At 41.0% G+C, this 25,025-nt stretch carries 18 protein-coding genes; 13 read left to right on the top strand and 5 right to left on the bottom strand.

Annotation, left to right across the window (positions count from 1 at the left end; genetic code table 11):
- Nucleotides 1-165: 165 nt before the first annotated feature.
- The gene (locus OK025_RS24755; RefSeq protein ID WP_317667408.1) at nucleotides 166-1,845 is read right to left on the bottom strand and encodes an RluA family pseudouridine synthase; all 1,680 of its coding nucleotides are present in this window, start codon (nucleotides 1,843-1,845) and stop codon (nucleotides 166-168) included.
- Nucleotides 1,846-2,183: 338 nt separating this feature from the next.
- On the opposite strand from OK025_RS24755, the gene OK025_RS24750 reads away from it, so the two are divergent.
- The 9 genes from OK025_RS24750 (at nucleotide 2,184) to OK025_RS24710 (ending at nucleotide 15,765) form a co-directional block, all read left to right on the top strand.
- The gene (locus tag OK025_RS24750; RefSeq protein ID WP_153846887.1) at nucleotides 2,184-2,657 is read left to right on the top strand and encodes a Dps family protein; all 474 of its coding nucleotides are present in this window, start codon (nucleotides 2,184-2,186) and stop codon (nucleotides 2,655-2,657) included.
- A 148-nt stretch (nucleotides 2,658-2,805) separates the two neighbouring features.
- Nucleotides 2,806-5,265 carry a glycoside hydrolase family 31 protein gene (locus OK025_RS24745; protein ID WP_411567683.1) on the top strand — a complete coding sequence of 820 codons (2,460 nt, stop codon included), beginning with the start codon at nucleotides 2,806-2,808 and terminating at the stop codon, nucleotides 5,263-5,265.
- A gap of 2 nt (nucleotides 5,266-5,267) precedes the next feature.
- Complete coding sequence (gene glgB / locus OK025_RS24740) at nucleotides 5,268-7,226, top strand: 1,4-alpha-glucan branching protein GlgB (RefSeq protein ID WP_317667406.1); 1,959 nt, start codon at nucleotides 5,268-5,270, stop codon at nucleotides 7,224-7,226.
- A gap of 153 nt (nucleotides 7,227-7,379) precedes the next feature.
- Entirely contained in the window at nucleotides 7,380-8,792 is a 1,413-nt protein-coding gene (locus OK025_RS24735) for a glycogen/starch synthase (RefSeq protein ID WP_317667405.1), read from the top strand.
- Nucleotides 8,793-8,798: 6 nt separating this feature from the next.
- The gene (locus OK025_RS24730) at nucleotides 8,799-10,082 is read left to right on the top strand and encodes a glucose-1-phosphate adenylyltransferase (RefSeq protein ID WP_120334684.1); all 1,284 of its coding nucleotides are present in this window, start codon (nucleotides 8,799-8,801) and stop codon (nucleotides 10,080-10,082) included.
- Nucleotides 10,083-10,248: 166 nt separating this feature from the next.
- Nucleotides 10,249-11,010, top strand: a complete 762-nt coding sequence (locus OK025_RS24725; RefSeq protein WP_317667404.1) for a hypothetical protein — start codon at nucleotides 10,249-10,251, stop codon at nucleotides 11,008-11,010.
- Between the two features lies 1 nt (nucleotide 11,011).
- Nucleotides 11,012-11,794, top strand: a complete 783-nt coding sequence (locus tag OK025_RS24720; protein ID WP_317667403.1) for a zinc-dependent peptidase — start codon at nucleotides 11,012-11,014, stop codon at nucleotides 11,792-11,794.
- Between the two features lie 154 nt (nucleotides 11,795-11,948).
- Nucleotides 11,949-13,730, top strand: a complete 1,782-nt coding sequence (locus OK025_RS24715; protein WP_317667402.1) for a DUF4091 domain-containing protein — start codon at nucleotides 11,949-11,951, stop codon at nucleotides 13,728-13,730.
- Between the two features lie 301 nt (nucleotides 13,731-14,031).
- Nucleotides 14,032-15,765, top strand: coding sequence for a thiamine pyrophosphate-dependent enzyme (locus tag OK025_RS24710; RefSeq protein WP_317667401.1), 1,734 nt, complete (start codon nucleotides 14,032-14,034; stop codon nucleotides 15,763-15,765).
- A 152-nt stretch (nucleotides 15,766-15,917) separates the two neighbouring features.
- Here the strand turns inward: OK025_RS24710 and OK025_RS24705 are convergent, their stop codons facing one another.
- Entirely contained in the window at nucleotides 15,918-16,106 is a 189-nt protein-coding gene (locus OK025_RS24705; protein WP_075992013.1) for a hypothetical protein, read from the bottom strand.
- Nucleotides 16,107-16,371: 265 nt separating this feature from the next.
- On the opposite strand from OK025_RS24705, the gene OK025_RS24700 reads away from it, so the two are divergent.
- Nucleotides 16,372-16,860, top strand: a complete 489-nt coding sequence (locus tag OK025_RS24700; RefSeq protein ID WP_317667399.1) for a hypothetical protein — start codon at nucleotides 16,372-16,374, stop codon at nucleotides 16,858-16,860.
- Here OK025_RS24700 and OK025_RS24695 read toward each other — a convergent pair.
- Nucleotides 16,843-17,226: a diacylglycerol kinase family protein gene (locus OK025_RS24695; protein WP_317667398.1), complete on the bottom strand. Its 384-nt coding sequence runs from the start codon at nucleotides 17,224-17,226 to the stop codon at nucleotides 16,843-16,845. The two genes, OK025_RS24700 and OK025_RS24695, sit on opposite strands and share 18 nt — an antisense overlap.
- Before the next feature lie 182 nt (nucleotides 17,227-17,408).
- Here OK025_RS24695 and OK025_RS24690 point away from each other — a divergent pair, with 182 nt between their 5' ends.
- A complete protein-coding gene (locus tag OK025_RS24690) occupies nucleotides 17,409-18,587 on the top strand; it encodes a MalY/PatB family protein (protein WP_317667397.1) in 1,179 nt (392 codons plus the stop codon).
- A gap of 178 nt (nucleotides 18,588-18,765) precedes the next feature.
- On the opposite strand, the gene OK025_RS24685 is transcribed toward OK025_RS24690, so the two are convergent.
- Nucleotides 18,766-20,928: a S46 family peptidase gene (locus tag OK025_RS24685; RefSeq protein WP_317667396.1), complete on the bottom strand. Its 2,163-nt coding sequence runs from the start codon at nucleotides 20,926-20,928 to the stop codon at nucleotides 18,766-18,768.
- Nucleotides 20,929-21,154: 226 nt separating this feature from the next.
- Between OK025_RS24685 and OK025_RS24680 the strand changes: the two genes are divergently transcribed.
- Together OK025_RS24680 and OK025_RS24675 are read left to right on the top strand one after the other, a co-directional pair.
- Nucleotides 21,155-22,093, top strand: coding sequence for a hydrogen peroxide-inducible genes activator (locus tag OK025_RS24680; RefSeq protein ID WP_120334676.1), 939 nt, complete (start codon nucleotides 21,155-21,157; stop codon nucleotides 22,091-22,093).
- A 6-nt stretch (nucleotides 22,094-22,099) separates the two neighbouring features.
- Nucleotides 22,100-23,899, top strand: coding sequence for a chloride channel protein (locus OK025_RS24675; protein WP_317667395.1), 1,800 nt, complete (start codon nucleotides 22,100-22,102; stop codon nucleotides 23,897-23,899).
- Between the two features lie 91 nt (nucleotides 23,900-23,990).
- Here the strand turns inward: OK025_RS24675 and OK025_RS24670 are convergent, their stop codons facing one another.
- Nucleotides 23,991-24,581: a riboflavin synthase gene (locus tag OK025_RS24670; RefSeq protein ID WP_088161077.1), complete on the bottom strand. Its 591-nt coding sequence runs from the start codon at nucleotides 24,579-24,581 to the stop codon at nucleotides 23,991-23,993.
- Between the last annotated feature and the right edge of the window lie 444 nt (nucleotides 24,582-25,025).

Here is a 25,025-nt window from a genome sequence, read left to right as displayed (position 1 = left end):
TAATAAAGGAAAGTAATCGAATTACATTTTTGTGTAAACAGCTGTGTTTTAATTGTTTACGTTGAATTATTGATTTGGGTCAATAAATTTTACATTACATTTTGACTTGGCGATGATTTTCCATTGCTTTATTTGCTGACTTTTGTAACGATATAGTCAGCGGTATCAAAAATCTGGCTCGATTTCGAAGGTCATTTCTTGCTTGGAACGAGGATGAATAAAGGTAATTGAAGCGGCGTGGAGATGTAATCTATTGGCTTTTCTGCCATAGAGATCGTCACCAACAATAGGTGTATTTAGGCCATTTGGATGTACGGCATGCATGCGAAGCTGATGGGTGCGGCCAGTCAAGGGGTAAAACCTGACTCTCGTTTGATTATTCGTTATTGCAATTTTTTCCCATTTTGTCTGCGCTGGTTTGCCATACGTGTAGCAGACCATTTGCCGTGGTCTATCATCCAGATCTACGCGAAGTGGGAGATCGATCAAACCTGATGCGGCTTCGATAATACCATCCAGTAAAGCAATGTATGTTTTTTTGATGGTATGTTGTATAAATTGATCTTGAATAAATTTATGCGCCGCTTTGTTTTTGGCAACAACCAACAAGCCGGATGTAGACATGTCGAGGCGGTGGATAATAATTGGCCCCGCATTTGGGTAGCGTTGAAGAATACGGTTGTAGACCGAATCCTTTACATATATTCCCGGGACAGACAGAAATTCGGCCGGTTTGTTGATGATGATGATATCCTCATCTTCGTAAAGTTGAGGAAGTGCTAAATCCAACGTCGTTTCCTGTTGCATGGGATTGGGATCTACGACCAAGCCTTCGAGCATATACCCTAAAATCGGTTCACATTTTTTGCGACAGGCAGGGTAGTAGTTTTTGTGTCTGCGTATTTCAGATGCAGGTGAGCAGCCCCACCAAAATTCGGCCAAAGCAATAGGTGTCAACTGGTTTTCATAAGCATATTGCAGCAGTTTTGGCGCTGCGCATTCCCCTGATCCGGCAGGCGGTGTTGTGCGGTCAAATTCCTGAAATATGTTGACTACATTTTTATGTTGCCCTTTCGCGTTGCGAAAATTATATTGTTCGAAAAGCTGTTTTTGAAGATTTCCTGAGCGCATTTTGCGTTCCTCTTTTAGCGCAGTAATCGTCGATAGCAATTGGTGTAAATGGTTACTTTCTGTCTCCAGGGCCAAATGCATTTCATATTGAAAGCGTTGAAGCTGTTGTTTGTCTTTTAAACTCTGGCTCCGCATGTCTTCCATCAATAATTCATACTCCGCATCCGATAAACTGACTTTTAATTTTGTGCGGGTTTCTTTGCGTTCTTTCTTTTGAATTCTCAATTTCGATTTTAGCTCATCGAGTGATTTATCCCATCCGTTTTTTAATAGATCAAGATTACGTTGAGCATTTGCTAGCTCTTCACCTGTTTCAAGATTTTCTATTTTTCGGTTCAGCGCATTGAGATGCACCTCTTCGTTTAGAAAAAAACTGTTTTCTTCCAACATATCGAAGATGGGGGGGACAAAATGCCGGTGTTTGTTGCTCCCGGCCAGTTTTCCCGAAACAGCGGCAAGGTAGCCAAGCTCATTGTGTTGGTTTTTGACAACCAGAACACCGAACATTTTTCCAATAGCGAGTCCCTCCACGGCGGCGTCTAGGCCAAAATTGTGGGTCCAATCGTCTTGGGTTTCGATGTAATATTGGAGTTCTTGTGCGGCGGTGACGGCAAGGGGGTGCGGTTCATAGCAAAATGGAAAAGTAAATCGTGTCGGAAGTTCAATAGCTGAAATATCCTGTTTGAATTGATGAAAATATGTATTGTTGTCCATTTTGTCCGCAGCGCTCCCTCAAAATAAAGATGTCCGCAAAAATACAACATTATGTGCTTTAAATAATAGATTGATCGATTTTTGTTTAAAATGTTTTGTATATAAGGTATTGTCTGAGCTTTATTGCTGACTACAAAGATCAAGGTATGTGCAGTTTCGGTATTTTCATTTTTCGGTATCGCAAACCTTTTACAGCTATACGAAATGCAAGTCGGTTTTGGTATAGTGGGTTGAGGTAATTATTGTGAATTTGAGTGGCTTTTTATTTGGTTTTTACTGCATTATTAGGTAAATTTAACTAAGCATTTAAAACATATAGTTAACAAAAGAATATACATATGAAAACTTCAATTGGAATTAAAGATGCGGACTTGAAAAAAGTTGCAAAGTTGTTAAATGTGCTGTTGGCAGATGAACACATTATCTACATGAAAACGCGCAACGCGCATTGGAATGTGGAAGGTGCGGATTTTCATGCTGCTCACTTATTTTTGGAATCACAATACGATGAACTAGCTGAAGTGATCGATGAAGTCGCAGAACGTGTACGTACTTTAGGGCATTATGCGGTAGGTACCTTTGATAAATATTTGAAATTGACTCGTTTAACGGAGTCTACTTCAGAAAAAACCGACAGTCAGTCCTATTATAAGGAATTGTTGGCTGATCATGAATCCATAGCAATGTCAATTCGTGCCGATCTTTCCGTAGTTGAAGGAACAGCGGATAATGGTACGGAGGACTTTTTGGTCGGATTATTAGAAAAGCATGAGAAGATGGCTTGGATGCTTCGTGCGCATTTCATTAAGTAAGCTGTAGAAGTTTATCCACAGGTATTGAAAAAAATTCCGTCTATCCCAATAGGCGGGATTTTTTTTTGTGTTTTGTTGTCAGCGCAGGATTAATTTTCTATCTTAAAGAGGAATTAAGCCTTCAGAAACTTTTTAACATATTACAACTATGCTTGAAGACGACAACCTAAATCAAACCACACTAAATGAGGAGGAAAATGATGGTACTTTGGAGAGTATGCATCATGTGAATAATCCGGTATTGGATTTACCTAAAATTGAAAAGAAATACCTTGAAACCATAGTAGCCCACAATCAAAACGATAAGTCCTATTATTTTTCTGACGGCAAAGCCAAGGTAGAAATTAAGATCGTCACGGACGAGATTGTCAGGGTGCGGCTGGCTCCACAAGGAACTTTTTTGGAGGATTTTTCTTATGCCTTAGCCAAGAAAGATCACCGTGTTAGTATACATCAATGTAAGGAAGAGGCTGACCATTATCTGGTTCATACGAATACAATTTCTTGTAAGATCAATAAGAGTGACTTTTTGATTTCTTTTTCGGACCGATCAGGGAAGCTGTTTAACGCTGATTTGGCACCGATGCACTGGGAGGAAAATCCCGATTTTGGAGGTTACTATGTATATAGCACGAAAGTGGCCTTTGAAAATGAAGCTTTTTATGGACTAGGGGACAAGGCCACTAAATTGAATCTGAGAGGTAAAAGACTTAAAAACTGGAATTCAGACACTTATGCTTTTGCTTATGATCAGGATCCACTTTATAAAACTATTCCGTTTTATATTGGTTTAAAAGATGGTGAAGCGTACGGCATATTCTTTGACAATACTTTTAAAACGTATTTTGATTTCGCGGCGGAAGATCCGGGAAAAACAAGCTTTTGGTCCGAAGGCGGTGAACTGCAGTACTACTATATACACGGGCCGCATATTATCGATGTTATCCGTCGTTATCATACGTTGACAGGTACGCATTACCTGCCACCGTTATGGGCAATTGGTTACCACCAGTGTCGTTGGAGTTACTATCCCGAAGCGAATGTCCGGAAGGTGGCAGAGGAGTTTCGGAAGCGACAGATTCCATGTGATGCTATTTATCTTGATATCGATTATATGGAAGGATACCGCTGTTTTACCTGGAATAAGCAGTATTTCCCAAATCCTAAAAATATGATCAGCGATTTGGCCAATGATGGTTTTAAAACCGTGGTGATGATCGATCCGGGTATTAAGGTTGATGAGAACTACTGGGTGTTCAGGGAAGGGAAAGAAAATAGGTATTTTTGTCGTCGAGGGGACGATTATTTTATGGAAGGATTTGTGTGGCCCGGACGTTGTCAATTTCCTGATTTTACCAATCCGGAGGTTCGCCAATGGTGGGGTACATTATACCAGGGGCTTGTGGAAGATGGTGTTGCAGGCTTCTGGAACGATATGAATGAGCCGGCGGTATTTGGCCGCGGAACATTCCCCGACGATGTACGTCACCAGTACGATGGCCATCGGGGTTCACATCGCAAGGCACACAATATTTATGGCATGCAGATGGTTCGGGCAACGTATGATGGCTTAAAGAAATTGTATAAAAACAAGCGCCCATTCACCATTACCCGAGCGGCTTATGCGGGTACACAACGCTATTCTTCGGTTTGGACCGGCGACAATCTGGCGAGTTGGGAACACCTCAAGTTGGGGACCTTGCAATTACAGCGTCTATCGACTTCGGGTATGTCCTTCTGCGGAACGGATATCGGTGGATTTACGGGCGAACCCGACGGTGAGTTATTTACGCGATGGATGCAATTTGGCGTTTTCTCGCCCTTTATGCGTGTGCATTCTGCCGGCGATACCCGCGATCGTGAGCCCTGGAGTTTTGGGGAGGATTGGGAAAAGATCAATCGGAAATTTATCGAACTCCGGTATAAGTTGTTGCCGTATATCTATACCTGTTTTTGGGAGCAGACCAAGTATGGTTTTCCAATATTACGTCCGATTTCCATGGTCGAGCAGCATATACCGACCAACTGGCAACGCGAGGAGGAATTCTGTTTTGGGGATAAAATATTGGTATCCCCGGTATTGCAGCCAGGACAAAAAAGCAAGATTGTCTATCTACCCGAGGGCACTTGGTTCTATTATTTCAATAATGAAATCTACGTGGGCGGTAAGGAACATACCATCGCTACGCCGATTGATGAAATGCCGATTTTCATTCGCGGAGGATCTGTTATACCTGAATACCCGGTGATGCAATATACTGGTGAAAAGAAAATTGAGGAGCTACAGCTCAATGTTTACTTCGCTGAAGGTGTAACCCGTTCGTATGTGTATTCAGATCATGGCGACACCTTTGCGTATGAACAAGATATTTATCTTGAAAAATGTTTTACGGTTTCAGGGCTCAAAGAGTCCTTATCGATCAAACAAACGCGAGATGGGCTTTTTACTGAGCGATACGAAGAATATAAACTACAATTGATCGGTCTGCCTTTTCAAGTGAAAAAGGTGAAGACCGATGGTATTGATACAAAAGTACAAGTAGATGAAAAGGGGCGGTATTGGATTAATGTCGCACGAGAATTTGATAACATATTGATAGAAGGTTAAACATGGCCAATGAAGTAATTCCGCATAGTCTCTTTTCTGAATTTGATGTCGCCTTATTCCAGTCGGGTAAGCACTTCAAATTATACGAAAAGTTCGGTTCGCACGAACTGGAAGTCAACGGTGAAAAAGGCGTTTATTTTGCGGTTTGGGCTCCAAATGCAAAATCCGTCTCCGTAACCGGCAACTTCAATTTTTGGGATAAGGAGCATCACGCGCTCTTTGTGCGCTGGGATGGTAGCGGAATCTGGGAAGGGTTTATTCCGGGGCTTGGCAATGGAGAGACATATAAATATGTTATCCAGACCTATACTGGTGAGCAACTCGAGAAAGGTGATCCTTTTGCCTTTCGGTGGGAAGTTGCCCCAAAGACTGCTTCCGTTGTTCATTCGACCTGGTACGAGTGGCAGGATAAGCAATGGATGCAGGAGCGTGCCGTTAAAAATAGGCTGGATCAACCCTGGTCCGTTTATGAGGTCCATTTAGGGTCCTGGTCGCGGGATCCCGAAAGTCCGGATACGTTGCTCAATTATCGGGAAATAGCCGTGGCACTTGTATCTTATGTGAAGGAAATGAATTTCACGCATGTGGAGTTTATGCCTTTAATGGAGCATCCCTATTATCCTTCTTGGGGATATCAGATAACAGGTTATTTTGCGGCGAGTTCGCGTTATGGTTCGGCACAAGATCTCATGTATCTGATTGAGGAGCTGCATGCCGCCGGGATAGGCGTATTGTTGGATTGGGTTCCTTCGCATTTTCCGGGAGATGCACATGGTCTTTATCGTTTTGATGGCACGGGCTTATACGAGCATGAAGATCCCAGGAAAGGGTTTCATCCCGATTGGCAATCCTATATTTTTAACTATGGGCGAAATGAAGTACGCTCTTTTTTGATCAGCAATGCATTTTATTGGTTGGATCGTTTTCATATCGATGGACTTCGGGTCGATGCGGTAGCTTCTATGTTGTATTTGGATTATAGTCGAAATGCAGGCGAGTGGATTCCGAATGAATTTGGAGGAAATGAGAATCTCGAAGCGGTACAATTTTTAAAAGAGCTGAACGAGGCTGTTTACGGACATTTTCCAGATGTGCAGACAATTGCCGAAGAATCTACTTCTTGGCCGAGTGTCAGTCGGCCAACGTATGCTGGTGGATTGGGCTTCGGAATGAAATGGATGATGGGCTGGATGCATGATACGTTGGATTACTTTAAAGAGGATCCAATTAACCGCAGTTATCATCATGATCGACTCACCTTTGCGACAGTATATGCTTTCCATGAAAATTTTATGCTACCCTTGTCACACGATGAGGTGGTTTACGGAAAGCAGTCCCTAATTTATAAAATGCCAGGCGATGAGTGGCAAAAGTTTGCCAACTTGCGAGCATTGTACCTCTTTATGTATACTTTTTCGGGAACAAAATTGCTGTTTATGGGCGGTGAATTTGGGCAGACGTCGGAGTGGAATGTAAACCAATCACTTGATTGGCATCTTCTGGAGTTTGCGCCTCATCAGGGTATGAAAAGATTTGTAGCCGATCTGAACGCGATTTATAAAGCTCAACCAAGTCTTTACCAAAAGGCTTTCGATGCTGCAGGTTTCGAATGGATAGATGCCGGTGATCGTGAAAATTCGATTGTGGTCTATTGGCGAAAGGGATTTGACTCCTGGGATGATACGGTGGTTGTACTTAACTTAACGCCTGTCGTTCGGGAACATTTCCGTATTGGTTTACCTTACGCAGGTGAATGGGAAGTGCTGCTGAATTCGGATGATTTGACCTATTTCGGTTCAGGTATACATCATCCCGTTGTCCATAGTGAGCACCTGCATTGGATGAACCAAGTACAGTCTGCACAACTTCATTTGCCTCCTCTAGGAGGCTATATCCTCAAAAGGAAGAAGGAACTAAAGGATGTAAATCCGGTGAAGCAGGGAGAACGTACACCTGTATAATATGTTTCTCGAAAATTTGATGATGCACAAGAATAAGTTGAGTTATAAAATACGGATCTGGCCTCAATTTTCAGGTTCGGTAAATTTGTTGTAATAAATAGTAGGAAGGTCGCTTTTTGCCTTTGAAAAAGATAAAATATAGAACTTATTCGAATGAAAGTATTTCACTTGAGTGTTGAATGTTATCCGGTCGCCAAAGTTGGTGGCCTTGCGGATGTCGTTGGGGCATTGCCCAAATATCAGACCAAACTCGGTTGGGAAGCGGCGGTTGTCATGCCCTGGTATGACCGACCATTTGTTCGGGACCATACTTTTACTGTCGTTCACGAGGGTACTTTTTATCAAGGATCTGAATTGTTGAACTATATTGTTTATAAGGAAGCAGACAATATACTGGGATTTGAGCTTTATTTAGTCAAGATTCCAGGAAAACTCGATCGGCAGGAGGTGTATTGTTATCCCGATGAAGGCGAACAGTTTATCGCCTTTCAACATGCTGTATTGGCTTGGTTTAAGGATAAAGCTATAGTACCTGATATTGTGCATTGCCACGACCATCATGTCGGTTTGATGCCTTTTTTGATGAAGTATAGCAATGACTATAATTTTCTTGCCGATGTTAAAACGGTAGCCACCGTGCACAATGGGCAATATCAGGGTTGGACACATTGGAGCAAAGCCATTCTGTTGCCTGCTTTCGATAGCTGGAAATGGGGATTATTGGACTGGGATGGTTTAATTAACCCACTTGCGGCCCTAATTAAATGTTGCGATGCTTACACCACAGTATCTGAAGGCTATCTGGAAGAGCTCTATGTGGAAGCAAATGGCTTACAGCATCTATTTTATAATGAGCGAAATAAATCTGTTGGTATTGTCAATGGAATTGACTGGGAAATCTGGGATCCCAAAATTGATTATACCTTGTTCGAAAACTATGATGTTGTACAAGCTTTTTCCGGCAAATTGAAAAATAAGGAGGCTTTGGCGAAGCAGTATAAAATCAATCCAGATCGACCACTGCTTGTTTTTATCGGCCGATTTGCAACAGAAAAAGGAGCGGATTTACTACCGGAGATAATTTTGGATTTGACGGAGAAATATCGCGATAGATTAAGTATATTTATACTGGGTGCCGGAGACCCAGCGATCCAGTCGCGTGTGAAATCACTCGTCGATGATGGAATTGATAATTTTGATGTGTTCTTTGGTTATGATGAAAGCCTTGCCCATTGGCTTTATGCCAGTGCGGATTTTCTTTTAATGCCTTCCCGTGTTGAGCCCTGTGGGCTTAATCAGCTCTATGCGATGAAGTACGGTACATTGCCGATCGTGCATCAGGTGGGGGGATTAAAAGATACAGTAATCGATCTGAAAAATGATGGTTACGGTATAGGTTTTGATAGTTTGACAATCACTGAAATTAGTGCAGCGATTGTTCGGGCTATAAATTTTTACGACAGTAAAAAGCAGTTTGAGGAGAATCAACGTAAAATGATGCAGTTGGATTTTTCTTGGGATAAATCTGCAGCGAAGTATATAAGTCTATATAACCAAATAATGTAATTTGATATGTCACGTCATAATGTAGTAGCTATCGTCTTGGGCGGAGGAAGGGGCTCACGTCTGTATCCATTGACCGATCAACGGTCTAAGCCAGCGGTTCCCATTGCCGGGAAATATCGCTTGGTGGACATTCCCATCTCGAATTGTCTTAATTCGGGTTTTAACAAGATTTTTGTGTTGACACAATTCAATTCTTCGTCACTCAACTCCCACATTAAGAATACCTACAACTTTAGTATTTTTAGTAAGGGCTTTGTTGATATCCTGGCTGCTGAACAGACCAATGATGGCGATAAATGGTTCGAGGGTACGGCAGATGCCGTACGGCGATCGTTTCGGAAGCTGGCTAGTATTGATTATGACTATGTACTGATTTTATCGGGGGATCAGCTGTATCAAATGGATTTTGATGCACTGGTTGACTTTCATGTCGAAAACGAAGGCGACCTGACCATTGCGACTATTCCAGTAAACGCCAAAGATGCCACTGGTTTTGGAATACTGAAATCGGATGAAAAGAATCACATTACCTCTTTTATTGAGAAGCCGAATAGTGAGCAGCTGGTGGACTGGAGTTCAGAAGTGAGCGATCATTTAAAGGGTGAGGGTAGGGAATATCTGGCTTCAATGGGTATTTATGTTTTTTCAAAAGGCGTCCTGAAACGTATGCTGGAAGAGAATCGCGGAATGGATTTTGGTAAGGAAATTATTCCCGATGCAATTGATACGAATAGGGTGCTTAGCTATCAATTTGAGGGTTATTGGACAGATATCGGAACCATAGGTTCTTTCTATGAGGCCAACATTGGTTTGACTGATAATATTCCGGCCTTTAATCTGTTTGACAAAAATACGGTTTTCACCCGTCCAAGGATGTTGCCGCCTTCTAAAATTTCGGGTACAACATTAATCAATTCTGTCATTTCGGATGGCTGTATTATCCAAGCAGATAAAATAGACCGTTCCGTCGTGGGCGTTCGTTCGCGGATTGGTACAGGATCTGTGGTGCGCGGTACATATATGATGGGGTCTGACTATTATGAAGATCTCGTCGATATGGAGGATGCAAAGCGGAAAAACATTCCTGTGGTTGGTGTTGGAGAACGCTGTTATATTGAGAATGCTATTTTGGATAAAAATTGTCGTATCGGTAACGATGTACGGATCAATGGCGGACCACATCTCTTAAATGTAAATCACGCGACCTATACCATTTGTGATGGCATTGTTGTTATCAAAAAAAATGCAGTTATTCCAAACGGAACAACAATAGGATTGACAAGCCTATAAAATTTATAGAACAAGGGAGATAATATATTGTTATCATTGCAAGTTATTCTAATGGAAGTATCGCGAAATACGGCTAATCTACAGGCTCAATTTATGGGCAGATAGCGATAATTTTTTCATGGTACTGTCTTTGCTAGCAAAGAACATTTTAATATAATGAAATCGTATGCAATTGAGACAGATTATCTCCCTTTTTTTGATGGTATTTGCCCTACTGGGCTGCGAAACTTCATTGATGGTGCAGGGAACTGGTGTACTGCGTGATGCCTCGCGTAGATTTGAACTTCGTAACGGCAATCGAACAGTCGTTTACATTCCAATGCGGCATCTGGGTACGCGTGTGTACTATGATCAAATCCAGCGTGCTGTAGATTCTCTTCAACATTCGGGCTATGTGGTTTTTTATGAAAGTATCGCTTATCAGGTGGATAGTGCGGCACAACGTGATCTGTATGACCGCAAATTTAGAAAGCTTACAGGCAATCGGCTAGGGTTGCAGCAATGTATTGAAATACCGGGTGATACTTCCCGGGTTCTTCGGGCGCCCATGTACCGTAAATTGGGGCAGCGAATCATTAGTCAGCCCGATTATTCCTTTTTCCTGGTGAATTACGAAACAGCGGTGAATGCAGATATTCCCAAAAACAAATTGCTTGACGAGTTTGAATACCTGTATGGTACGATCAACCTGGATGACTGTGATTACAAAACACCGCTTCAGGAACCTTATTCCTGCAAACCTATAAAAGCAGCATTAAAAAACAAATTTGATAAAGAATTTATCATGAAAAAAAGGGAAGAGAACCTGGCTTCCTTAGTTGCTGATGCCCAACAGCAAAAGATTTTAATCTTATTTGGAACCTCACATTTTAAAGGCTTTTTGCGTAATTTGCAGGCTCGGGATCCCAAATGGATACAGATCAAATAATATGCTAGGAAAACTATTCATTGTACTGCTTATACCAGTAACCATTTATGTTGTTTATTACCTGTTAAATCGCACGGCCAAAAATAGCAAAGCCATTAAACGTGTATTGAGCGACGAAGGCAAGGAAATTCTAGAAAAAGAAGTTGCCTATTATCGTAATCTGTCTATTGCGGATAAAACGGAATTTGAAGCCCGCTGTTTAAAATTTTTGGATACAGTCAAGATTGAAGGTGTGGGGGTAGTGGTTGAGCTGAAAGATTATATGATGATTGCTGCTAGTGCAATTATACCAATATTTGCCTTTAAGAAATGGACTTATCCCAATTTGACCAATATTATGGTTTATCCTTCCCAATTCAATACTGCATATGAATTTGAAGGCCATGCTGACCGCAATATTATGGGTATGGTGGGTGAGGGAGCCATGAACGGACAAATGATATTGTCTAAATCGGCATTGGAGTATGGGTTTAGGAATCCAAAGGATGGACAGAATACAGCGATACACGAATTTGTGCATCTGATTGATAAAACCGATGGCACAGTGGATGGCATTCCCACACATTTGATGGATAAAGCTTCAGTCATTCCTTTTATGAATCTGATACGGGAAGAAATTACCAAGATAAAAGAAAATAAATCTGATATCGATGTATATGGCATGACCAATCCGGCAGAGTTCTTTGCAGTTGCCTCGGAGTATTTTTTTGAGAATCCAGAAAAATTTAAGCAGAATCATCCCGAGCTCTATACAGCACTTTCTGAAATTTTTGAACAAAGTTAGTTATCGATAAATAAAATTTTAGTATTTTTAAGGCAAACAGAAGTTGTTTGCCTTTTTTCTTTGAGCACCCGCTCCTAGGCGGAAAAAAGAACGATGCGATTGTAAAGCCATCACTGCTGGCAGCTTCGATAAAGTTTTGTTAATTATAACTGTTATGCCTAAAACTACAATTTATTCTTCTATTGCCCTGGCCTGTATGCTATTTTGTGGCAGTAATCCGGGATTTTCCCAGCAGCGTTTTGCTACAGGGACAACATTTACTGAAATGGCCGATCCCACAACGGATACTTTATCCAACTGGTCGAATGTTAAAGCCGGTCTACATGCTTCGTTTGTATCGATAGACAAACGTTATCCCAAATCTGTTAATCCAAATCTGACAACACAACGTACGGCGACTGTGGATGCCTGGAAAGGTGAGCAGGTATCGGCGCAAGTATTGTTATGGACCAGTGCTGCCGCAGCAGATGTTGCTGTATCGGTAAGTGAATTAAAGTCTACAACAGGCAAGGTGATCGGTAGCGATGCGGTACAAGCACGTTTTGTTCGTTATGTCATGACTGACGAATTTGCAAGTGGTTGTGGCCATCGTAAACCAGAAGATTTTAAAGCATCGCTTTCAGCGGATATGCTGGATGATCTGAAAAGCTATGACCTTGAAGCTAAGAAAGTCCGTCCTGTATGGATTACAGTAAAGGTTCCCAAGGAAGCTGCTGCTGGACAATATAAAACGACAATTTCGGTTAAGCAAAATGGTCAGGTAAAGGAACAGTTACAACTTACGCTCAATGTGCAAAATCATGTGCTGCCACCTGCATCCCAGTGGACTTATCATTTGGATCAATGGCAACACCCTTCGGCAGTTGCCCGCGTCAATAATGTGAAGATGTGGAGCGATGAGCATTTTGAAGCGTTGAAGCCTACCATGAAACAACTTGCAGCTGCAGGGCAGAAGGTCATTACAGCAACCTTGAATAAGGATGCCTGGAACGTACAGACCTATGATCCCTATGCGGATATGATCACCTGGAAGAAGGCAAAAGACGGTTCCTGGACCTATGATTATACTGTTTTTGATCGATGGGTAAACTTTATGATGGATCTAGGGGTCAACAAACAGATCAATTGTTACTCTCTTTTGCCGTGGAACAACGAGGTTCATTATTTTGACGAAGGTAAAAATGAATTGGTCAATGTAATTGCTAAACCGGGAACGCCGATATTCGAAGAATTATGGACGCCTTTCCTAAAGGATTTTAGCAAGCATGTCAGCGCAAAGGGCTGGTTGAAGATTACCAATATCGCCATGGATGAAAGAGGTCGTGAAGAAATGGATCCAGCCATAGCATTGTTGGAAAAAGTAGCGCCTGAGTTTGGGGTTGCTTTTGCAGATAATCACAAAAGCTACCAACGTTATCATAAAAGTACCGATATCAGCGTTGCGGCCGGAGATCCATTTGACCAGAATGATTTGATTGAACGACGCAAAAAAGGATATATTACGACATTTTATGTGTGTTGTTCGGACGAATTTCCAAATCAATTTACGTTCTCGGATCCAGCAGAATCTACCTATATGGCTTGGTATGCGCTAGCGGCAGGCTTCGATGGAGCATTGCGTTGGGCGTTTAACTCCTGGGTCAAAGATCCGCTGCATGACTCAAGGTTCCGTACCTGGCCAGCAGGAGACACCTATATTGTTTATCCACAAGGAAGAAGCTCTATCCGTTATGAGCGTATGTTGGAAGGTATTCAAGATTATACCAAAGTCGGCATTCTTAAAGCAAAGTTGGAGAAGTCAAAAGATCAAGCTAACCTAGCGAAGCTAAATGCAAAAATTGCAAAATTGAATACCGCTAAACGCTATGCGGACTGGAACAAAGATCTCAATGATGCGAAGCGTTTTGTCGATGAATTGTCGCGACAAATCAACTAAGGATTTATTAAGTCTATAATTTTAAAAAAGCTGTTTCAATCAATTTGAAACAGCTTTTTTGTTGATTACAATCTTTTTCTATTTTAAGTGCAGCGGATTATTGGCTGAAAATTTCAGCGCAGTGTGTCCTTGCTTCCCGCTGAGGCTATCCTTGCACATGCGATCATTTTATACGCTTGGGTAATACTGTATTGTTCAGGTAATATCCCAAACCATTACGCTAAATTATTGTTGTTATTAAGTGGCGATAACATAATTTGTATAAGGTCGCTGTCACAAAATCTTAAATTATAGTATAGGTATGAAAAATGTAGCACACCAGATTGTGGGTCTTTTAAAGGATGCGGGAATTCAGCGTATTTATGCCGTAACAGGCGATAGTTTAAATTTTTTCAACGAAGCAGTTCATGCGGATGGAACGATGCAATGGATACATGTTAGACATGAGGAAGTGGGGGCATTTGCCGCAACGGCAGAGGCTGATTTGCACGGGATCGCCTGTTGTGCGGGAAGCAGTGGACCAGGACATGTGCATCTGATTAATGGTGTTTATGAAGCGCACAAAACTCGGGTACCCATGCTTGTGATTGCATCAACCTGTGCTACATACGAATTTGGAACCGATTATTTTCAAGAAACCAATCCAATCAAGTTGTTTGACGATTGTTCTTGCTATAATCAAATGATTACCCGGCCCGAGCAAGTGCAACGTATGGTGCAAAATGCCTTACAGCAAGCCATTTCGAAACGGGATGTTGCGGTGATCGGTTTGCCTGGTGATGTATCAGAAATGGAAGCGGTTCAAATGAATACCTCAACGAAGGTGTTTTTCACTGAACCTCAGGTGAGGCCTTCGGATATGGAAATCGGGCGCCTGGCGCAGTATATCAACCAGGCTGAAAAGGTGACTTTGTTTTGTGGAGTGGGCGCCAAGAAAGCACAGGAACAAATTGTAGCGTTATCACAAAAGATCCATGCGCCAGTAGGTTATTCATTTAAAGCAAAGTTGGATATTCAACGCGACAATCCCAATGAAATCGGTATGACCGGACTTTTGGGTATGGCGTCGGCATTTCAAAGTATGCATCATTCGGATCTTATTTTACTTTTGGGGACTGATTTCCCTTATAAAGATTTTATACCGACAAATAAAACCATTGTTCAGATTGATATTGAAGGCGAAAAGCTCGGGCGCAGATCTATCGTAGATTATGGGCTAGTGGGCGATATCAAGCATACCTTAAAAGCGGTATTGCCCTTTGTGGAAGCGCGTTCGGATACAAAATTTCTGGAGAAGCAGCTTGCATCCTATGCAAAAGTCAAGGAAGATCTCATGACTTATGTGGACGATTCGGGCAGCGAATGCGCGATACAGCCTGAATTTGTTGCACATACCATTGATCAAAAAGCCAGTGAGGATGCGATTTTTCTGCTTGATACCGGGATGTGCTGTGTGTGGGGAGCACGTTATATTAATCAGCGAAAGGATCGTATCATGCTGGGGTCTTTTAATCATGGGTCTATGGCTAATGCCATGCCAATGGCTATTGGAGCGGCATTGACACATCCTGAACGTCAGGTTATTGCTTTTTGTGGTGATGGGGGGCTATCCATGTTGTTGGGGGATCTCGCTACGATAAAACAATATAACTTACCGATTAAAATCATCGTCTTTAACAACCGTGCACTTGGTATGGTTAAATTAGAAATGCAGGTATCAGGTCTGAAAGATCAGGAAACCAATATGGTCAATCCAGATTTTGCGATGATCGCTCAAGCGATGGGAATACGCGCATTTACGGTGACTCAGCCCCAAGAGGTGGATGCTGTTATCACTGAAGCTCTTGGCATGACGGATGAGCCTGTCCTGATCGATATATATACCAATCCCAATGCATTGGCTATGCCGCCCAAGATATCCTTCAGTCAAATGAAAGGGATGACAGAAAGTATGGCAAAATTAATGTTGTCGGGTAATTTCGAAGAAGTATGGGATACCATTAAGTCGAACTATAAACATTTGAAATCGCTTTAATCACTTGTGATATTCGAATTGTTAAACATATTAAAAGCCCCTCGAAGCATAACAGCGAAGGGGCTTGTTTTGTGTTAAAAGTGAATTCGTTGCTGTCAAGCGATACGTTACTGACAGGCACTAATAGTCGAAATTTGGAGTAAAATGTTATCTCAACATTGACGTTGAACAAACCAAAGACTTTTAAGTAATTCTTCTTTACAGCGTCTGAGTTTTTCAACTTTGGATTCGGAAGAAATGGTAACTTGCTCTTTAACAATAATAGCCAAGTCTGTTTCAATGGACAATTTTGTGAGTGATGTACATCCACTATCAAATTTCTTAAAGCTTACATCTTTCATACTAATATTGGTTAAGAATTCCTGAATTTTATAGAGTACAATTTACTAATAAAAATTAGCTTTACAATAAGCCTGCAATAATTTTATTGTTACTAAATTGTTTATTTTTAATAGCTTATATCGTGCTAAAATAGCCGAGTGCTATCTAACTTATAAACAATATTTGCTTGCTTTTTGTTTTCTGAATTTTAAAATTTTAAATGTTAGTTATTTAAAACAAAATTTCTTTTGAATTGCTATCTATACTATCAAACAAAAAAACACGATGAGAATAATCAATTTTGGATTTATAGTGTTGCTGTGTTGCGCTGCTTGCCATCAGGAACAAAAAAAACAGGATACTTCGGCGAAACTCGATGACACTGTTCAAAGTACTCAACCATTGGATACCGGGAGGTTTCTTACAGGAAAGAGTACGTATCAATACCTTAAAAATGGTGATACCATTTCATTATCAATCACTGTTGATGGAGAAAAGGTTCAGGGTGATCTAAGCTATGCCTGGAAGGAAAAAGATCGTAATAGCGGACATATTGATGGCGTATTAAAGGGGGATATTTTAACTGCCGATTATACTTTTTCTTCTGAGGGACAGGAATCCGTCCGCCAGGTAATATTTAAACTATCCAAGGAGCGTGCACTGGAAGGTTATGGTGCGATGGAGGAGAAGGCTGGAAAAATGACTTTTGCCGATCCTAAAAAGATAGCTTTTGATGAGAAATTCGCCTTAGAAAATTTAGCGAAGGGCCAATGAGATCAGCTTGGGAATAAAAATTAAGAGGCCGATCAATAGTGCAGTGATGCTGCTGATCATCACTGCCGCCGCGGCAATATCTTTAATTTTTTTTATGTTTGGATTATTTTCAGGACAGATAAAGTCGGCTATATTTTCCAATGCGGTATTTAACAATTCACAGACAAATACAAAACCAATGGAAAAGAGTACAGCAATCCATTCGTGGGTACTTATGTGAAGCACAAATGACAGGGTAATGGCAATAATGGCCGCTGTACAATGCACCCTGAAATTATGTTCTTCCTGCCAGGCTGTTTTTAGCCCACTGAAGGCATAGTGAAAACTCTTTAATCTAGCACGAAATGAAAAGTTATTTTTGGCCATAGTTGTCCTACTATTTTCTGTAAAGATAGCGCTTTCTGCTTATCTAGGCATACTGGATTTTTTTATTGTATTTAGTCCGAGCTATTCCTTTGCCATATCCATCTGATCCGCTTTCTTGTTCATCCTTTTTACTTTATAGGGCTTTTATTACAAATGCAGCCTAATTTTGAGTAAATTGCTGTATGATCTATAATTTTGATAAAACGATTGTTCGTCGTGGTACCGATTCGGTCAAATGGAATCAACATGATTATGACGATTTGATTCCACTCTGGGTTGCGGATATGGACTTTCCAGCAGCACAACCTGTTGTGGATGCGCTTGCGCAGCGGGTTCAACATGCGGTATATGGGTATGCTACTATTCCAGCTACTTTTTACAGCGCGGTTATGAGCTGGTCTTCGCAGCGGCATAAATTTGTACTTCAGCCGGAATGGATACTTCCTGTGATCGGTGTGGTACCGGCGCTTTCGGCTTTGGTTAGCGCATTTACCTCACCGGGTGATAAGGTTTTGGTTCAAGAGCCTGTATATCATTGTTTTTTTTCCTCAATAGAACGCAATCAAGCCGAGGTGGTTTCCAATGACTTGATTTACCGCAATGGCGAGTATGCTATTGATTTTGAAGATTTTGAATATAAAGCAAGTGATCCGAAAGTCAAGTTATTTATTTTATGTAGTCCACATAATCCCACTGGCCGTGTTTGGACTAGAGCTGAGCTTGAACGTCTCGGTGAAATCTGTTTGCGGCACCAGGTCTTAGTCATTTCGGATGAAATTCATTGCGATCTGGTATTTGAGGGCCATACACATATTCCTTTTGGGAGCATCAGTGCAGCCTTTTTGGCGAATTCGATTACCTGTGTAGCACCGAGTAAAACCTTTAATTTGGCAGGACTCCAGGTCGCTACGGTCTTCGTGGCCGATCCTGAACTCAGAAGGAAAGTGCAGCAGGCTTTCTTAGCCAACGAGATAAGTAGCATAAGTCCCTTTGCAATTACAGGCCTGATCGCAGCGTATGAGTCGGGTGGGGAATGGTTGGATCAAGCTTTAAGCTACATTCATGCGAATTATGTTTATTTGAAAGGCTTTATGGCTGAATACCTGCCTGCTTTGCATGTCCTTCCTTTGGAGGGTACTTATCTGGTATGGGTAGATTGCGCCGCTTTGGGGATTTCAAGTAGAAAATTGGGGCAGCTCTTATTGGACGAGGCGCATGTACAGGTCAATGTCGGTGCGATGTATGGCAAGGGGAGTGACGCCTTTATTCGCCTCAACATTGCTTGTTCAAAAGAAGTCTTGACAACAGGCTTGTTGCGTTTGAAGATTGTTTTCTCCTCTTTACTGCAAGGAGCAAAATAGTATACGGATAAATTCTAAGTGAGGAGTTGAATAGGTTCCGATATACGGCGAGTTTTCGGCTCATAGTATCGTGGATCATGGTATCTTCCCGCTTAGCGAAAAGAAAATAGCCTAATGAACAAAAAATCCGCTGTATCTCTCGATGCAGCGGATTTTTTGAGGTTTGTTTTAGCCCCGATTAAATCCCCATTTCTTTCAGAATGAAATGCGCGTTGTCAATTTTATCGGCAACCCAGAGGACATAACGGATGTCGACTCCGATGGATCTGCTGTAACTCTCGTTCCAAGCGAAATCATTAATTGTTGCGTCATAAGCACGGTCAAAATTTACACCGATTAATTCACCATTGGCATTCATTATTGGAGATCCTGAATTTCCACCTGTAGTATCCATATCATATAAGATATTGACCGGCACTGATCCCAGATCTTTTTGAAGATAAGGACCAAAATTTTTATTGAGGTAAGCTGTCTTGATTTCTTGTGGATAGTCAAATTCTGCTAAACCAAGATTTCCTTTTTGAATGATTCCTTCGATTGTCGTGAATGGCTTCATATAAGTTGCATCAGCAGGAGAGTAGCCTTTGATGTGCCCATACGTCAGGCGTAAGGTTGAGTTTGCATCAGGAATAAAGTTTTTGGCCTGAAAAATTTCCTTGACGGCAACATAATCGCCCATTAATTTGTTCAGTACCCCTTCACGTCGTTTTTGTTCAGCAGCGAACTGGACAATATCACTGTTCAATTTGCCCTGGAAATCCAATAATTTGTCGTCAAATTTCTGAAGTGCATCGGCATTGGCCAAGACAGTATTTAGTATGTAATTTTGATCGCCAAGTTTACTGTTCTGAATAATCTCTGTTGCAAATTCTTGTGCGGTACCCGTATTAAATTGCAATTTCTGAATGGAAGCCAATTGATTTTTACCTTGGAATGCAATGGCATCTTCCAACATTCGGGAGAAAATACGCTGATCAGCCTGCTTATTGTAGCTTTCGTAGGTTTCTTTAACAGCGGTTTTTAATTTTTCGATATTCAGATCGAAAAGCTGCTTGGCAGCTTGGGAAGATTTTTCCTTTGCCAAGTTGGTTTTCAGAACGTTCAGGTCGCGGGCTACTTTCAATAAGCTCGTACTATTGTAAATATTATTGATCCAAAGTTCTTTCAGGGCATCTTGATCGCTCAGCTGATAATAGGCGTCAATATCAGTGAGTAGGCTTCCATATTTGTTTTTCAGTTCGGGTTTACTTAAGATAAACGCTGCCAGTGCTTCGTCTTCTTGTTTTTTTGTCGATAGCAAGTCGATTCCTCGTAAGCCCTTGAGTTTACCACGATAGTTTTTCAATACATTCGCATTACGTTTTATGCGTGTTGCCAAGGACAAGGCGATATCGGTATTGTCTTTTCCTGCTTCCTCCATCTGTTTATTTTGGAAATCATACAGGTTGGATACGTAAGGCAAAAGATATTCTTGTTGATATTGAATATATTGTGCTGGTCTGTGTCGGAATGTTTTTCCGGGATAACCAAGGATAAAGGTGAAATCATTTTCCCGTACACCATTTGGATTGACTTTAAGGTGTTTTTTGGGCTGGTAAGGAACGTTATCTTTAGAATAAGGTGCAGATTTTCCGTTTTTGCCGACATAAGCTCTCAGAAAAGAATAATCTCCGGTGTGGCGTGGCCATACCCAGTTATCTGTTTCGCCACCAAATTCACCGATGTTTTGACGTGGAATATAAACCAAACGAACGTCTTCAATTGTTTTATAACGGAATAGGACATAACTTTTACCGATAAACATTTCTGATACTTCAGCTTTAATCGTGGGATCTTCTTTTTCCGCTTGTTTAACCAGTTCTTGTTGTTTACGTTTGATCGTATTGATACGCTCTACCGGGTCACTGATGTTGGCGACAGCATTTAATATTTTAGCGGAAACATCCTCATAAGAATCGGTAATTCTTATTTTTAATCCTTTTGCCTCAATTTCCTGTTCTTGATTTTGGGCGACAAAACCGTTTTTTAAGTAATTGTTGATTGCAGTACTGGCAAGTTGAACGGCAGAAAAAGCGCAGTGGTGATTGGTAATGATCAAACCACGGTTTGAGACAAACGACCCTGTACATCCACTGACTTGAACCAGGGCATCTACCAGTCCGACCTGACCGGGATTGTAGATGTCTTTCTCACTGATCTTTAACCCAGCTTTCTTCAATCCAGCTCTATTTAATTCGCTCAATGGAAACATTCCCTCATCGGGATTTGCCTTGCTATAAGGACTGTTTGCCATGGTTAAGAATAAAGCTAGTGCAATTGTCGTGCGATTTATAAACTTCATAGGATTTTAACTATCAACTGTTGTAAATCTCCAAATTTAAGAAAAGCATTTTGATGAAATCGATTTTTTATGTGAACTAATGTAACAATAGTGGATATACTGGACCTTTTTGGCAAGGTATTTATTGTATAATCGGCAGGCCAAATACTCCTGTTGACTTTAATTATAAAGGATTTGACATTGGTTTGCGACAGGATTCGTAATTTTGTGCTTTAAAGATAGTAAGATGACCTTAATCCAACTGGAATATATTATAGCTGTTGATACCTACCGAAGTTTTGTTGCAGCTGCAGAAAAATGTTTTGTCACGCAACCTACGTTAAGCATGCAAATACAAAAACTTGAAGAGTCTTTAGGGGCAAAAATCTTCGACCGGAGCCGACAGCCTGTTGTTCCTACAGAAATCGGCGAGAAAATTATTCTTCAAGCTCGATTGGTATTGACGGAAAGCCGAAAGATCAATGAGATCGTACAGGATAAAAAAGGGGAAATTGAGGGTACACTACGGGTCGGTGTTATCCCGACAATCGCACCTTATTTACTTCCGAATGTGCTGACCACATTTATGGAGAAATATCCAAAGCTACAATTACAGATTTGGGAATATACGACAGAACGGATTGTGCATGAATTGAAGGTCGGACTTCTGGACTGTGGTGTGCTATCTACTCCCTTAAATGACCCCGGGATTTTGGAATCACCCTTATTTTACGAAAATTTTGTCGCTTATATTTCAGCCAATAGTCCGCTGTTTCCAAAAAAAATACTGAGTGGTGATGATATTGCCGATGATAAACTTTGGTTGCTCAATGAGGGCCATTGTATGCGCGGGCAGGTGCTTAATATTTGTCATCATAAACATAATCAAGATCTTACAGGGCGATTTGAGTATAATACGGGTAGCGTAGAGACTTTAAAACGTATGGTAGATATCAACGACGGAATCACGATATTGCCTGAGTTGTCGATTTGGGATTATTCCGATGAACAATTGGATCGGATCCGTTATTTCAAATCACCGGAACCAGTACGGGAGATATCATTGGTGACGACGCAAAATTATGTAAAGAGACATGCAATTCAGGCCTTAGAAAAAGAAATATTGGCCGTAGTACCCGATAAATTCAAAACAAAAAAGAAAAAGGAAGTGTTGAGCTTTCAATAGGACGATATGAGAAACCTCAAAAGACGTTTTTTTAAAAAAATAGACCAGATCAATCAGTGGCGGATGAAGAAAGTTTCTAACCGGAACTTTATCATTATACTCGCATTTTTGGTTGGAATTGTTGGTGGTATTATGGCATCTGTGTTAAAAAGATTACCCCATTTTATTGCAACGACTATACAGGATGATATCGATTGGAAAGTAAAATACTCGGTTTACTTGATTTTTCCATTGATAGGGATTTTGCTCAGCGTGTTTTTTGTTCGCAAATTTTTGAAAGGGAAGAAGATGGAGCACGGGATTACCCCGATTATTTATGCCATCAGTCGGAAGGGCAGCCGATTGGATCCCAGCAATATTTATTCTCAGGTGGTGACATCGGCTATTACCGTTGGCTTTGGCGGGTCCTGTGGTCTGGAAGCTCCTGTTGCTTTGGGTGGTTCTTCTATTGGTTCTAATATCGCCCGTTTTTTTGGATTGCAGTATAAGGAAGTTACCATGTTATTGGCTTGTGGTGCAGCTGCAGGAATTTCAGGCGCCTTCAACAGCCCTTTGGCAGGAATGATTTTTGCTATCGAGATCTTGCTTCCCGAATTTTCCATTCCAGTGTTCATTCCTTTGCTGATCTCATCGGCATTGGCTTCTGTAGTCTCTCGGGTGCTTTATAATGAACCCTTATTCAGTACATTCAATTCCGATTGGCAAGTTTCGGCATTGTTGTTTTATTTGCTATTAGCTGTGCTGATTGGGCTTTATACGATTTACTTTGCACGTGTTTCCAGGAGTGTGGGGAAATGGTTTTCTAAGATTAAGAATCCCTATAATAAAGTCTGGGTCAGTGGGATCGCCTTGGGTCTGATGATTTTTGTATTCCCAGCGCTGTATGGTGAGGGCTATATTACCATTCAGCAGATTCTCAATGGTCAGTTTAATTCGATTGTTAAGAACAGCTTGTTCTCAGACTACAAGGATATGGGATTAGTAGTTTTGGGCTATACAATATTGACTTTATTTGGAAAATCGCTTGCTGCATTATTTACATTAAATGGCGGTGGAAATGGTGGGGTATTTGGGCCAAGTTTAGTGATGGGAGGTCTGTTGGGCTTTGCATTTTCTTATGGTGTAAATTTGACCGGAATTGCCGAGCTAAATGTACCAAATTTTGTGGTAGCGGGGATGGCCGGTGCGTTGAGCGGCATTATGCATGCGCCGTTGACGGGCATATTTTTGATTGCAGAAGTGACCGGAGGTTATACTTTGATGGTTCCATTGATGCTGGTTTGTTCCATTTCCTATTTGATTAATCGGTCGGTTTTAAAGCATTCCATTTACACCAAGGTATTGGCGGAGTCTGGCGATCTGATTTCTTATGAAGACAAGGATCGATCCGTGTTAAGTATGATGCGGATAAAATATGTATTGGAAACTAATTTTGTGATCTTACGCCCCGACGAAACACCAAAAGGTCGACAAACAGACATTATCCATAGTAAACGCAATATCTTTCCAGTGGTTGATTACGAGGGCAAATTTATGGGGCTTCTTTATAGCGAGTTTCTATTCTCCGTATTATTGGGTGAAGTGGATGGGGGGGATACAACTTTCGAAAAGTTAGCTCAGAAGCCAAATGATACGGTAGGAATCAATGAAAACATGGAAATCGTGATGGCCAAAATGAATAAGGACGACACGTGGATACTTCCAGTTTTGGGGGATGAAAATAAGTATATGGGCTTTGTTTCCAAATCGAGTGTATTCAACAAATATCGCGCGTTATTGATACGTCAGGGACACTATTTGGAGTAAACTGAGTATACATTGTTAGAACCCGAAACGAAGCGTGTTCGGATATGCTCCCTTGGGTCGGCTTTAAACCCGAGGAAGCATAGCAAATTTTTTAAGCGCGTAAAGCCATTATCTTTGTGACATATTTTCCGATAATATCAAACTCCAAGTTGACTGTGCTACCTACTTCAACTTGTTGCAAGTTGGTATGCTCTAGTGTATACGGAATGATAGCAACTGAAAACTGATCGTCTTTAGAGTCTACTACGGTCAAGCTGATACCATTTACGGTAATGGATCCTTTTTCTACGGTGATATTTTGTTTGGAAACATCATATTGAAAGGTAAAAATAAAACTACCATTTTCATCTTTCTTTTGGATACAACGCGCAGTCTGGTCTACATGTCCTTGGACGATATGTCCATCAAATCTTCCGCCGGCCAAAGTACAACGTTCCAGATTGATCAGGTCGCCCACCTTTAATTGAGCGAGATTTGTCTTCTGCAAGGTTTCATCAATTGCCGTCACTTTATGCTGATCATTGTTCAATCCAACAACAGTAAGGCAAACGCCATTATGACTTACACTCTGGTCTATTTTAAGTTCATTGGAAATAGCAGAACTGACGTAAAAATGGATATTGCTTTTTTCCTGTTCGATATTTTCTATTTTTCCTAGGGTTTCTATGATTCCAGTAAACATGATATTTTTTTTGATTGATTCCAAAGTTACTAAATAATTAAATGAAATATCGATGTTTAGATCGCACAAATGTGGTAGATAAGAGCTCATGGTGATTACATCTGAAATCAGACTTCACCACCAAATTAAGTTGAATGGCAGACTTGAAAGTTAAGGGACAATCAACAATTGTGGTCTGTATTGACCTGTAGGCTATATTTACGGATGCAATTGAGTACGTAAAGATAAAAGTGACAGATAAAACGAAGGCAGGAGATGATCGGTCATTCTGTTGTAAAGATAAATAATGCAAGGGTTAAATACTGTGGTTGGGACTAGCTGAGCGAAGCAACCAAAAAAATAACCTGTTGAAAAATGCAAAAAGATTGTAGTGTACATTGTACACTTACTATTCCTTTTGTGATTGCTGTGCTAAAACAAATTTATGGGAGTTGAAAAAAAATA

Origin of the sequence: Sphingobacterium sp. UGAL515B_05 (assembly GCF_033097525.1) — a bacterium.
GTDB lineage: Bacteria > Bacteroidota > Bacteroidia > Sphingobacteriales > Sphingobacteriaceae > Sphingobacterium.
The sequence above is the reverse complement of the archived record's forward strand: the minus strand, read 5'-3'. Positions and strand labels throughout refer to the sequence as shown.